A 13,077-nucleotide genomic window follows, 5' to 3' on the forward strand; every position below is an offset into this window, starting at 1 on the left:
ATTAAGTCACCAATAAACAACAAAGTTCAATAATTTTGGTTTGCAAAGTTGCCAAAGGTTCTGCACCCCGCTTGAGACGATATTCTAAGTCAAGAAGTATGGGCAAGGTGGCCAGAAGTTGCTTAGAAGAAAAGGATTGTATCTCTTTGCGAATGAAATACAGTCGCTTGGGATTGGCAATTTCGGCGGCGGCGGCGATATTTTTGTCGTCTTTTTCTCCTTCTTCAATTTTTAATTTCACTATTGCCCAAGTGCGAAATTGACCCCCTAGGGTGGCGGTGATACCCAGGGGGTTCTCGTTGCGATTTAATAATTCATTGACTAATTCTAGGGCCTTGCCTGTCTCCCGTTTTAAAATAGCACTGGCTAACTGTAAGCTGCTTTGATTGCTGGCGTTGACTAAGCTTAAAATGTCCTTTTTGTCAATAGTTCCCGCCGAATTATTTTTAAATAAACGCAGTTTTTCTAACTCCATCCACAGCAAGCGGCTGTTATTTCCCACCGCTTCCGCTAAGAGTTCGATCGCATCGGGAGTTAATTTTACTCCCACTTCTTTGGCAATTTCCCTAACTCTTTGGGCAATTTCCTCGACTTTCCAAGGCGGAATTAGTTCAAATTCTTTAACCTCCGCCTGATTTTGGATAAACTTGCTCGATTTTAAGCGGGAGTCGGGTTTTTTGGCACTGGTTAATAACAGATAGGAATTTTCGGGTAAATTGGGCAAAGTGCGCTGTAATTCCTGGAAAATATCCTCGGAACATTGTTGACAAATAACCGTATCAGCTAACCAAACTAAACGATTTCCCATGCCGAAAACTGGAGTCATCGCTTGATTGAGTGCCTCGATAATTGCCTCATTGCGATCGCCAGTGATTTTATCATAATTAAACTGTATCCAATTGGGATCGAGAAGTTTTGCTTGCAGATTTTTCACCGCTTGGTTAATAGCAAATTCATCTTCTCCCCAATAAAATATTGTCGGCATGAGTTTCTAATTATAGCAGTTAAGTAGGTAGGTGTTAAAAGTTGTCAGACACCCCTCTGATCAAGGGGGGACTAAGGGGGAATCGGCACCCCCCTTATTAAGGGGGGCAGGGGGGATCAGAAGCGAAATTTATCTTCAATTTAATTATAACTACTTACTTATCTTGAGGTGTCACTATTGCCCATTTTGCCAAATTTTTACATTTTTGTCAGCACTACCAATAATTAAATATTTACCATCGGCACTAATTGCTAAAGATAACAGTTTGTCTGTGGGTTGATCAAGAGTTGCTAATTTTGCTTTGCTTGTTAAAGACCAAAACTTAATCATTTGATCCGAAAGCTTGTTTAATCTTATCAGCACAAGCAGCAGAGAATAAACCAAGAATTTCCTAATATTAACTATGGCTATTCATCAACACAGTTAAAGACGATATGACTCGATAATTTCCCAAATTAATCAAAAAATAGACTCGATCGACCCCAAATAACGCACAATAAAAAAGGAAATGTCAAAGGAGAATCGCAAATGTTGCCCTATATCCTAGCGGTCGTTGTGGGATTGAGTAGTCTGTACCTCCTCACCACCGCTTTTATCGCCCCTGATCGCCACCGTCAAGATGATTTTCTCTGGAGTGCGGTAGGATTATTCTATGCCCTTGTCCTCTGGTTGTGCGCGGGAAGGATTACAGGCGCTATCCTCCTCGGACAAGCTGCCGCAGCCATATTATTTATTGCTTTCGCTTGGCAAACTCTCAAACTCAGACAAGCACTTTTTTATCCCGACAAACCGGTTAAATTATTTACTATTGTCGGTTGGTTAGGCAATCGTCTCGGCAAAGTTACTCCCTCTCAATCCCCTAAAACTAAAGCTAAAGCTGAGAAAGTAGCGGCAAAAGTTAAAGAAACGGTTAAAGAAACGGTGGACCCCGTTATAGAAAAAGCGGCGGCTATCGGGGAAACTATTACAGAATCAGTGACAGAAATTGGGGAAAAAGCCACAGAAATTATTGATGATGGGGAAACTTTCGATGATTTCGATGATTTCGATGATTTTGATTTGGCAACGGAAGAGATCAACCCTTCCGAAAATCCCCCAGAAATTCCCCCGACTGAACCTGTCGCAAATGTTGAAGTCGAAACTATTGCTGTTAGCGAAACGGTGATTATTGAAGTTACCGAGGAAGATTTGCCCCCAGAAGAAACTATCGGAGAAGATACTCCCCCAGAAACTCGATCGCCAAGCGCAGAAAATCCCCCCTCATCGGATTAAAAGTTAAGATTATTTAGCGGGTGGGTTAGGCAATAATTACTCAAGAAATTAACTAATTAATTTAACCTTTGCCCCCACCCAGTCAAACCAAGTTTAAAATGTGAATGGTTTTATTTTCCCAGTACACAGGGATAGAGCTTCTCGTTTTTCGGGACGATTCCTGAGATAATCTTCTAACCAAAGACAACCTCGATCGAGCAATTTTTGTAAATAATTATATTCCGTTTCTAAAGGCCATCGATGCTTTTGACCATCCCTAGCAATAATCACAATCTCTTGACCATCAGGACTAAAAGTGATCCCATAGACGATATCTTCTTCTATTTTAAACTCGGAGCGCAAATTTCCGTCCCTGTCCCAGCGTCTAGCTGTACCATCCCTTGAAATAGCGGCGATTTTTTCACCATCGGGACTAAAACTAACTCCATAAACGGGAAAAGAATCAGTTTTAATATCCTCGAAAAGATTGCCCTGTAAATCCCAAATTTTAATCTTTCCTCGAGCAGCAGTAGCAATTTTTTGAAGATCGGGAGAAAACACCAAATCATAGATAATATTATCATCGGCTGTCCAGGAATTAATTAATTGAGGCCGATAATTACTTAAATGCCAGTATTGAACTTTTCCCTCGCTTGTTCCCGTGATTATTGCTGTTCCCTCTCCATTAAAAGCAAGACTATAAATCGGTACTTGACTAGCAGTAAATTCTTGAAGCATTGTTCCTTTTTGACTCCAGATTTGTACTTTTCCATTTCTTCCTGTAATCGCTATCTGATTACTATCGGGATGAAAAGCTATACTATAGATTGAGCGCATTTTTGTGGCAAATTCTCTAATTTTTTTTCCCTGGGAATTGAGTAAAGTAATTTGACCATCTTTGTTAGCAATAGCGATAATACTGCCCTGGGAATTAATGCTAACACTGGTATTATCGGCCTGAGCTTGATTTAAATTGTTCAGCTGCCAAATTTTAGCCGTTTCATCACTCGATCCAGTTACCACCTGTTTTCCATCTTGACTAAATATAGCAGTAAAAACTGATTCTTGATGTCCTCTGAGAGTAGTTATTTCTTCCCCTTGCATTCCCCAAATTTTAGCACTACCGTCACTAGATGCAGTAATTATAAACTTGCCATCAGGACTAAAATTCACACTGTTGACAAAATCTTGATGTCCCCGGAAAGTAGCTATTAAATTTCCCTGTAAATCCCAGATTTTAGCAGTTTTATCGGCCGCTGCCCCGGCAATTTTTTGACCGTCGGGACTAAAATTAACACTATAAAAAGCCTCAATATTTTCTTGACCTAAACTCAAGATAATTTTACCTGATAAATCCCAGATTTTAATCGTACCATCCCGGGAAGCGGTGGCAATTTTTTGACCATCGGGACTAAAACTAGCTGCATCTATCGATCTTTTATGTCCCTTAAATACCTGTAAAGTTTCACCTGATAAATTCCATAATCTAGCGGTTTTATCCCTGGAAGTGGTGACAATTTTTTGACCATCGGGACTAAAACTAACACTATAAACTGATTCTTGATGGTCAGGATAGGTGACTAAATTTTGTCCTTGCAAGTTCCAAATTTTGGCGGTTTTATCTTCGGAAGCAGTGGCGATTTTTTGACCATCGGGACTAAAACTAACACTATAAACTGCTCCTTGATGACCTGTCAAAGTTTGAATATTCTCACCTTTTTGATTCCAAATTTTTACCGTCCCATCCTGAGAAGCAGTGGCAATTTTTTGACGATCAGGACTAATACTAACACTATAAATAGTTCCTCGGTGTCCTTGCAGTTGGTTTTTTTCTTGAATGCGATCTAAAATTTGTTGCAGGGTAATAATTGGACTGGTAGCAGGATATTTACCCAGGGTTTGGTCATCAGTAACGATATTTTTTAAACTATTTACTGCTTGCATGGCCGCCATTAAAGATTCTAGTTGTTCAAATTGAAATTGCTGCCAATAACTATCACCATTGCGCTGTAATTTAATACCTAGTTGAGCGGTTTCTACTTGCTGCCACGCTTGTTTTACCTGGACAAAAGCTAAGAGAGAACCCAAGAGAGAAGCAATTAAAATTACCGAGCCAATTTGAATTCTTTTGGTAGCTTTTTGGTGAGCAATTGCTAGAATTTTATTAGCTTGCCTCTGGGTTTCTAGGCTAATTTCTGCCTCTCTTTTATCGAGATTTTGACTGGCAGTTAAAAACTGATAATCAAGATTACTTAAGCTTTTTCCCTGAGACCAATCGAGAGCATTATTTAAAGCTTTTCCGCGTAAAAGCCGCGATTCATCGGTATAATTAGACTGTTGCCACGCGGCGATCGCTTCTGAGTAGGGACGCAATTGCTCTAATTGTTTTTCCAGCCAATTGAGATTAAATATTTCTCGATAAATAGGATTATAAACTACTAATTGATTATCCTTTTTTACCACTAACCCCGATAACCTTAATTCCCCTTGTTCTGGACTATCATCGCACAGGATTGCACCTTTTTCTAAAATTTGTTGATAGATGCCTAACAAACGACCGGCTTTGTCTTGATTTCTTAACAAGCGATCGGCAATAGTTCGCAGATGCACTGGTTCATCTTGAGATTCCCAATTATTAATAATTCTTTCTTTGATCAGCGTCTCAATATCTAAATTACTTTCCAGCAATAGCTGACAGATTTTCTGGGTTAAAAATGGCTGTCCTCCCGTCCAAAAAATAATTTTTTCTAAGCAGTCGGGTTGATAATTACTTTGACTAGATAATCCCGCAGCTAGAGGAGCAATTTCGGTCAGATTAAATCCTGTTAATTCGATCGCTTGGCCGATATTAAAAGATGTTTGGGTCTTTTCGCGAATTAAATCTGCGGGGGTAGCAACACCGAATAAAGCGAAAGTAATTCTTTCATACTGGGCATTTTCCGCTCTTTGGTTATAACAATAACGAATCAGGGAAAAAAAGTCATCTAGAGAAAACTGTAAACTGAGAATTTTATCGATCTCGTCGATAAAAATATATATTTTCTCTCCCCGACAATAAACTAATAAAATTTCCTCGATAAATTGTCCCAAACGCTGCACGGGAGGTAAATCCTCTCGCTCGCGCAACCAGGATTTAAGATTAATTTTTCCCGTCAGATTAAATCCTAAAAACAAACGGGTAATCACCCCGTTATACCATTGGGATAAATTATCATTACTGCCAAGACTGGTTATATCTACGGACGCGCAATCCATGCCCAATTGCTGTAAAATATGAGTCACTCGTACCCTTAAACTGGATTTACCCATCTGACGACAGTTAAAAACGTAGCAAAATTGACCATTTTTCAACGCCGTTAACAGTTCTCGATCGGCATTTCTCTCGATATAGGTAGGATGGTTATAGGCAAGACTACCCCCGACACGATATTGATAATTCATTATCCTTAAACAAAATTATTTCAATGTCACCAACGGAAATAAAATAGACAATTGTGATGGAGATATCTATAATGCAAGGATAATCGCTATTGACAACCTATCCCCAAGGCAATTATGAAGAAAACTTTTTTCACCTCCATCGCCGTTAGTGCCACCCTCGTCAGTGGTATTGTTTTAGGTACTCTTGATGCTGGCAGTGCCTCTGCTTGTGCTTTCGCTAAAGCTAAAGGCATTTTTGGCAGCAATACCACCTTCCATCTGGATCCTAACAAACTTATTTTAGGGGTTGCCGCCGCTACAGGAGCAATCACCGTAGCTGGTGTTTTAAGCTACCGTCGTTTTCACCCTGGGCAGCCTCCCGAAGATGCCACCGCTAACCTGCCGTCGGTATTTCCTATCCCCATTCCCCCCGTCGCTTTAAACGCGGCAGTGGAGGCGGAAGAAGCGGCAGAAACCAGCAAAATCTCCTAAAAATCTGCTATATTTCCTCAAAAAAGGTGTTGGCATCCCCGCAGCTTTCCCGCTAGGCAACACCTTTTTCTGCCTAATTGTGTCCCAGTTATCAGAATTTTCAGCGATTTTTAAGTTATGTTAAAAGGTGCAACCCTACCACCAGAGGTAAAGATGGGCAACTCTACCACATTTTCTGACACCCCACTTCACAAAGATCATCACACTTGGGAGCATTTAAAACAAGCCATCGCCGCTAGTTCCGGTTTTCGGCGTTGGCAGCAAGAACAACTAGAATCAGGTAAAAATAGAGACGATGCTGATGCTCGCATTTGTTCCTATCTACGGGAAACTTTAGAAACTTTAGCCTACTAGATTGATGCTCCCCAGCTATGACTGCATGGGGACTTTTTTTGTCCGTTTAAGCTAATTTGAAGACCTTATTTTCTGCGCACCTCGTAACCCAACAACCAGACAAAAGCGACAATTAAAGGCAGGAAATAATAAATAGCTCGATAGGCGATTAAAGAGCCTAAAAGCTCGGCATTAGATACATATTCGGGGCGTAATCTCAGCATGATAAACTCAAAAACACCTATTCCCCCCGGCACATTGCTTAATACCCCTGCCGTCATGGCAAATACATAGAGACCGAAAAATCCTAAAAACGAAGTATTGTAGCTGCCCGGGAGAAGAAGATAGAGAACTCTAGCGGCTAATATCCAATCAATAAAAGTCAACAAAATCAAAGCTAGGGAAAGAGTCCAAGAGGGTAAATAGATGTTTTCTTTGCCGATTTTTATTGGTTTTTTATAGGTGAGAGTCAAGAAAAAATATCCCGTAACCAGCAATAAAAAAATTATTCCTAAAGGTTTAGTAGTTAAAAAAGGTAATTTTAAAAGTTGAGGAATCCGTTGGGGATCGAGGAGGAAACTTAAACCACCAATCCCTAACATTCCTAACCAAAAGCTTAAATGGGTAAAAGTGATAACTTTGGCAATATCCACCACCCCCACCCCCGCAGGAGTATAGAAACGATAACGGATTGCTGTCCCAGAAAATAAGGTCAAACCAATGGTATTACCAAGAGCATAACTGATAAAAGCAGTGCGGATAATAGTGCCTAAAGCTAAGGGATGCTTGATATAATAAAAACCTAGGCGATCATAACCCGTCATCGACAAATAACCCAAAGCCATCCAAAAAATAGCTTCTAGCTGACGACTTGTGGTAATATGATCCACACTAGCCAAGAGTTGGGCAAAAGTGTAGTGTTTAAATTCTTGACTAATTGCCCAGACCGCTAGAATAAATAAACTCAAAGACAGGATAATCGGAGCAAAACGCCGGATTTTTTTATACATCTTACTTTTTACGAATTACTTTTGACTCATTAAAATTTATGAAAAGATCAAAGTTAGATTTAGCTAAACGTTTAAATCGATCCCGAAAAAGGAAATATGATAAATTCCTGACTTCCTCCTTATATTTAACAATTATTCTGGGTTTATTTTATCTACTCTACCTCAATCTTCCTTGGTCTTTTCATCTTTTTGTGCATTGGGTGACTAAAGGGGGTGATTTAGACAAAATTCCTGCCAAATTTTATGCAGAACTTAATCAATTATGTTTGAGGGCAGATAGTAGGGGGGAAGTAAGAACGAGAAACTATACAGAACATACAGAAATTGCCGAATCTCTTGGTACATTTAGATGTACTTTAGTTAATGGTGGTCAAGAATGGTTAATAGAAGATTATAAATCTTTTAATTCTGCCGATGAAGCGATTTTAGGCACTCAGTTAGCGGTTTTTATCGCCGAGATTTTGGGAACGGATTATAGTTATAACATTCGCGCTTATATTCCCAATACTAAGTATCAAATAGCTCCCAAAACCAAATCCTAGACTAGGGATGGGTTTCTCACCCATCCTTAGAAAAAAATTAGTTTTCCGATACGGGTTTTGGTCGGGAAGGCCGAGGGATAGGGGATTGTCCGGGGGGAAAAGGTCGTTTTTCTCCTTCCCCCGAAAGATGACGATTTTTATCAAAAGGCTTTTTAAAACCTCCCTTACCCATCGGTTTTTTCTTGCTGGCAAAACCGAGGTCTAAACCTTCCAAAATGGTTAAGGCATCTCCTTTAAGTTGTACCTGAAAATCCCAAAAACGACTGATCGGTTTACCAGATAAAGTACCGCGCAATTTTAGTTTAAAAAACTTGGGTTTGTCCGCTTCAGTTTTGGGCATTTGTCGGATTTTGACCACTACCGCTTGATTTTCCCGTTCGGTAAAGATGACTTCGCCTCGAATCGAGAAATAACCCGGGGTAGAAGCGAGGAGAGGCTCTATCTCCTGATCATCCTCCTTTTTCAGGGTTTCTGGTTCCCAAACACCGACAATCTGAACATGAAGGGCATCATTTTCCTGACGGGTGCGCGGATAAACCACCCAAAGATGGGGTTTTTCCAGATCGAGATGATTTTTAACCAAACTGATCACCCGACCGAGAATCACAGAATCGATCAGAGTACCATCGGCAGTTAAAATATTGCCTTTAGTTAATTGTTCCTCCGATCGCTGATAATGGCCATAGACGAGACCGATCGCCCGATACTGCCGCAGATGACTGGGAGGGGGGATCGGTTGTTGACGTTTGACTTCTTCGGGGGTGGCTGACTCTACGGCTAAATCAGCCTCGGTATGGGGGGATTCAAGGGGGACTTCCTGAATTTCCACTTCAGGGGTCGGGGGGGTTTTCGGTGATTCGGTAAACCGATTCCCAGGACGATTCATATCACACTCCTAGCGGCGGAGACACATAGTAAATTAGTAATCAAGCAAGTCAAAAGCGCGATCTGGGGGGTTACAATAACCCTCTAGGGCGACTCTACTGGCATCTAATATATTAAGAACCATGATCTTTTGACTGTCAACCCAGTCAAAACCCTTTTGAGTCTTGACCGTTTGCCCATTGTACTTAATAAAGAGCGGCCAATTCGATCGATCCCCTCATCAAATCTCCAGATTTCCATAACATTTTCTTGTCTGTCCTCTCGCACCCCAGTCTATGAAAGCCTCTCTCTCTCACCGTCGTTGGCTGTCCATCGGTCTCGTCCTCATGTTATTTGCTTTGCTGTCTTTCTCGATTATGCCGCTATTGACTTCTATTCTCAAAAGTCAGCACTCCTCGGGACAGAGTCATCTGTCCGCAGTCAAACAAGAGGAATTAGCCAGTCAAGCACTGGGTTATCAGATGGTTTTAGAGCGCGAACCCGATAATCAGACGGCTTTGCGGGGATTATTAGATACTCGCTTACAGCAGGGCGATTTAAGGCAAGCGATCGAACCTTTAGAAAAATTAGCGCAACTTAACCCCCAACAATCCGATTATCTGCTACTTTTGGCGGAAGCGAAACAGCAAATAGAGGACTATGCAGGAGCCACAGCCAGTTATCGCGCTCTTTTAGCCTCCCATCCCCAAGAGCTGCGGGCCTTGACCGGATTAACTAATTTATTTCTTAGCCAAAACCGCCCGATCGAGGCGATTAGTCTGGTCAAAGACACGCTCGATCGCGCTTTAAAAGCTGCTGCCGATCCCAATAATCCTGCTAGTTTAATCGATATCGTTTCCGTTCAGTTACTTTTAGGCAAAATCTATTTCGAGCAGCAAAATTATCCGGAAGCTTTAAACGCCTATAAACAAGCTCAACAGATGGATGTTAACGATTTCCGACCGATTTTGGCAGCGGCGATCGTACTGAAAGAACAGGGCAAAAATCAAGAGGCTCAACCCCTCTTTCAAGATGCTCTCAGTCGCGCTCCTTTTGCCTATAGACAGGAGATTCAGACCCTAGCCGACGAAAATAACAAAATTGAAGCCACAGCCCCTAATCAGTGATCAGCTTTTTCTCCCTTCTCCCCTTGAGACTTGACACTGGGGACAAAAATGAGCCGAGCGCCCACTTAATTTAATTCTGGCAATAGTTGCACCGCAAAGGCGACAATTTTCGCCATTACGACCGTAAACCCAGGCCATCGCCCCATAATTGCCATTAACTCCCGTAACGTGGAGAAAATCGCTAAAACTGGTTCCGCCTTCAGCGATCGCTGTTTCCAATACAGAAATAATGTTTTTTGTCAATAAGTCTATTTGCTCAATTTTCAAGAGATTAGCGGCAGTTTGAGGATGGATGCCACTTTTAAAAAGAACTTCATCTGCGTAGATATTGCCAATTCCTGCGACTACATTTTGATCGAGGAGAAAAGTTTTAATCGGACGACGACTTTTTTGACAGTGACTATAGAGGTAATCGGGGGTAAAATTGCGATCAAAGGGTTCCAGTCCCAGTTTTTTGAGACCGGTAATCACAGTTTCTGGGGTTTTATCGGCGGCAATCCACCAAATTTTCCCGAAAGTGCGGGTATCGACAAAGCGCAATTCTTGCTGATTGGCAAAAAAGAAGCGTAAGCGCGTATGAATCGGCAGGGGAGTGGTATCTTTTACCCAGAGCAATTGTCCAGTCATACGCAGATGAACCCCGATACTGCTACCATTATCTAAATTGGCGAGGAGATATTTGCCTCGGCGCTGCCAATTGGTAATCGTGGTCTGAGCAATTCCTTGCAGAAAAGTTGCCTCGCAATTAGGGTAGGCTAGGGTACGCTGTAATAATACTTCCCCACCGATAATTTTTTTGCCCTGGGTAACTTGATTTAACCCGCGACGCACCGTTTCTACTTCTGGCAATTCTGGCATATAAGTAATTGAACAAAATTAAGTTCTTGGTTAGGGTAGGCAAAAGACAAAAGAGGCAATAGGCAATAGATAGATAAACAGAACACCAGATTAAGGTCAATTCTACTTTAACTTTAGCCTTTCAATGGTATCAATTATTTCCCGTTCAAAACTGACTTGAGCGCGATTAGTTTTACCACCAATATAAAAGCGATCACCCGATTGTAAAGCCCAAATTTGGGAATGGGAAAAGTAACTCATTACCACTCCCATCATCAATAAACCAAAACCTAAATAGACAATAGGCACTCCCGGATCTGCCTTAATTTGTAAACCTGTACTGCCCACTAATTCGACTATTTTTAGATTAACTCCATTGATGGGAATCGTCATTCCTTCTCGTACAGCAGAGGTTAAATCTCCCTTAGCATCATAGACAACTAACGTACCTTGTAAATCTCTGGCTAAAAGAGAAACTCCCTCACTAAGATCGGTTTTAGTCGGAATCCAAGTTCCCCAGATTTGTCCATTACCTTTCGTGTCTAAACTAGCCATCGGTAGCTGTAGGATCGGACTATTATTCACCTGTACTTTTACCCCAGCAATCCCCCAACTGGTTTGATAAAAAGTCACCCCTTTATGGTGCAAAGGTTGATTAACTTGAATAGTTTTGCGATCGATCTCCTGTCCTTGATTATCGATCACCGACAAATCAGAATAAAATTGTTCTATATCACCTTTAGGACTATAATCAATCCAAAAACGATTAACTTTAATCCCCCAATCCTTAGGGAGAGAATTTTTAGATAAGGGTCCAGCTTCAATAATATTTTTAACCTGAAAACTATCGCCACTAGCTACCATTTCTTGAGCGAAAAACCCGGTTAACGCTCCCCAGATCGCTCCTGCTAAAATAATTAACATGGCTGCATGAACGATAATCGGACCGATTTTACCAATCAGACCTTTACGAGCATAAAGACTGTTATTTTCTAGAAAAACTTTGTAGCCTTTTTTTTCTAACAAGGGGGTGAGGGATTCTAGGGAACCGGTTTCTAATTCAGCACTTAAAGCTAGTTTTTGAAATTGGCGAGATTGTTGATAAAATTGCCAGTTTCTTGCCGCCTTTAAAGCGGGAAATTGTCGTCGGAAGGTGCAAGCGGTTAAACTGGAACCAAAGAGAATTAATAATGATAGATACCACCAGGTACTATAAACATGATTTAATCCCATTAGTAATAAAACTTTCCAAGTCAGAAACCCAAATAAAGCGGGTTTTTCAGGATAATTAGCTTGGTAGAAAGATAGAGATTGACCCTGTTCGATTACTGTCCCAGCAATGCTAAAAATAGCGATTAAAAGTAAGAGGATAATTGCTAATCGCAGATCGGCAATAGTCTGGATAAATTTACGTCCCCATTGAGGCGGTGTATTATTTAAATTTGTTTCCGATATAGTCATAGTACCTCTGGTAAAAATCAAAAATTGTTGTTAGGGTTAGGAGTCAGTAGCCAGTAGTCAGTAGTCAGGACAATTAAGAATGAATAATAATCAATTAGGCTGCATCTCACATTTGCAGAAATACCGATAACCAGCAATTATCAGTGATGCTTAAATTATCACAGATCTATCAGCAGCTGTCTGTAAGCATCCCACCGAAAAGCTAATGCGCTCCGGGGTTTGGGGGGTAGAACCCCCCAAAAGCTGGGATTGAGTGATAAGATCGGAAGTAATGATCAATTTTAGAAGATAGTTTACCTTGAAAAATCCCCACTCAGCAGATTTACAAAAATGAGCAGTTTTTAAACCCTCAAAAATTAATTAGGGTTTGCTGAATAATGGTAAAACCCTTTTAAAATAAGGCTTTAGACCTGTTAAAATCCGATGTTCATGCTGCGAAAATCGGATTGGGACCTTCAAAAACCTGGCATTATCCTTATTGTAGTACATAAGTTGGTACAAAAAAAGAGGGCAACAAAGCCTGAAACTCCCGACGACCGGCTACTGACGACCGGCTACTGACTCCTAACCCCACCAACAAACTTTTTGCCGCCAACCCTAATTATACAAGAGGTTCTATCTCAAGGTCGCGAGAGGACTCCCGTTAAACCGCGTAGCGGTTAACGGGAGATGAATCGCCACCAGAATGAAACTAACGCAGTAGCGTTTCCACTTTTGGGGAGTTTTGGTTCTCGACGTATTTTTTTAGTTGTTCG

12 protein-coding genes are annotated in these 13,077 nt (G+C 41.0%); 5 read left to right on the forward strand and 7 right to left on the reverse strand.

Annotated elements, in window-relative coordinates:
• Nucleotide 1 precedes the first annotated feature (1 nt).
• Both holA and O9300_RS17395 read right to left on the reverse strand, forming a co-directional pair.
• Nucleotides 2-985, reverse strand: a complete 984-nt coding sequence (gene holA, locus O9300_RS17390; RefSeq protein WP_287972973.1) for a DNA polymerase III subunit delta — start codon at nt 983-985, stop codon at nt 2-4.
• Nucleotides 986-1,159: 174 nt separating this feature from the next.
• On the reverse strand, nt 1,160-1,315 hold the full coding sequence (locus tag O9300_RS17395) for a WD40 repeat domain-containing protein (RefSeq protein WP_221634911.1): 156 nt from the start codon (nt 1,313-1,315) through the stop codon (nt 1,160-1,162).
• A gap of 198 nt (nt 1,316-1,513) precedes the next feature.
• On the opposite strand from O9300_RS17395, the gene O9300_RS17400 reads away from it, so the two are divergent.
• Entirely contained in the window at nt 1,514-2,257 is a 744-nt protein-coding gene (locus tag O9300_RS17400; protein ID WP_287972975.1) for a Ycf66 family protein, read from the forward strand.
• A 93-nt stretch (nt 2,258-2,350) separates the two neighbouring features.
• Here the strand turns inward: O9300_RS17400 and O9300_RS17405 are convergent, their stop codons facing one another.
• Complete coding sequence (locus O9300_RS17405; RefSeq protein ID WP_287972976.1) at nt 2,351-5,677, reverse strand: AAA-like domain-containing protein; 3,327 nt, start codon at nt 5,675-5,677, stop codon at nt 2,351-2,353.
• A gap of 114 nt (nt 5,678-5,791) precedes the next feature.
• Here O9300_RS17405 and O9300_RS17410 point away from each other — a divergent pair, with 114 nt between their 5' ends.
• Together O9300_RS17410 and O9300_RS17415 are read left to right on the forward strand one after the other, a co-directional pair.
• A complete protein-coding gene (locus O9300_RS17410) occupies nt 5,792-6,148 on the forward strand; it encodes a hypothetical protein (protein ID WP_287972978.1) in 357 nt (118 codons plus the stop codon).
• Between the two features lie 117 nt (nt 6,149-6,265).
• Entirely contained in the window at nt 6,266-6,502 is a 237-nt protein-coding gene (locus tag O9300_RS17415; RefSeq protein WP_002738997.1) for a hypothetical protein, read from the forward strand.
• Nucleotides 6,503-6,567: 65 nt separating this feature from the next.
• Here O9300_RS17415 and O9300_RS17420 read toward each other — a convergent pair whose 3' ends face one another.
• Nucleotides 6,568-7,491 carry a lysylphosphatidylglycerol synthase domain-containing protein gene (locus O9300_RS17420; RefSeq protein ID WP_287972979.1) on the reverse strand — a complete coding sequence of 308 codons (924 nt, stop codon included), beginning with the start codon at nt 7,489-7,491 and terminating at the stop codon, nt 6,568-6,570.
• A 38-nt stretch (nt 7,492-7,529) separates the two neighbouring features.
• On the opposite strand from O9300_RS17420, the gene O9300_RS17425 reads away from it, so the two are divergent.
• A complete protein-coding gene (locus O9300_RS17425) occupies nt 7,530-8,033 on the forward strand; it encodes a hypothetical protein (protein WP_287972980.1) in 504 nt (167 codons plus the stop codon).
• Nucleotides 8,034-8,070: 37 nt separating this feature from the next.
• Here O9300_RS17425 and patR read toward each other — a convergent pair whose 3' ends face one another.
• Nucleotides 8,071-8,919 carry a heterocyst master regulator PatR gene (gene patR, locus O9300_RS17430; protein WP_287972981.1) on the reverse strand — a complete coding sequence of 283 codons (849 nt, stop codon included), beginning with the start codon at nt 8,917-8,919 and terminating at the stop codon, nt 8,071-8,073.
• Between the two features lie 274 nt (nt 8,920-9,193).
• Between patR and O9300_RS17435 the strand changes: the two genes are divergently transcribed.
• Nucleotides 9,194-10,024, forward strand: coding sequence for a tetratricopeptide repeat protein (locus tag O9300_RS17435; protein ID WP_190722620.1), 831 nt, complete (start codon nt 9,194-9,196; stop codon nt 10,022-10,024).
• Here the strand turns inward: O9300_RS17435 and O9300_RS17440 are convergent, their stop codons facing one another.
• Entirely contained in the window at nt 10,025-10,882 is an 858-nt protein-coding gene (locus O9300_RS17440) for a DNA-formamidopyrimidine glycosylase (protein WP_287972982.1), read from the reverse strand.
• A 102-nt stretch (nt 10,883-10,984) separates the two neighbouring features.
• Nucleotides 10,985-12,322 (reverse strand): cytochrome c biogenesis protein, encoded by a 1,338-nt coding sequence (locus tag O9300_RS17445; RefSeq protein ID WP_287972983.1) that lies wholly within the window; start codon nt 12,320-12,322, stop codon nt 10,985-10,987.
• Between the last annotated feature and the right edge of the window lie 755 nt (nt 12,323-13,077).

The organism is Microcystis sp. LE19-195.1E, assembly GCF_027532095.1.
Lineage (GTDB): Bacteria > Cyanobacteriota > Cyanobacteriia > Cyanobacteriales > Microcystaceae > Microcystis > Microcystis aeruginosa.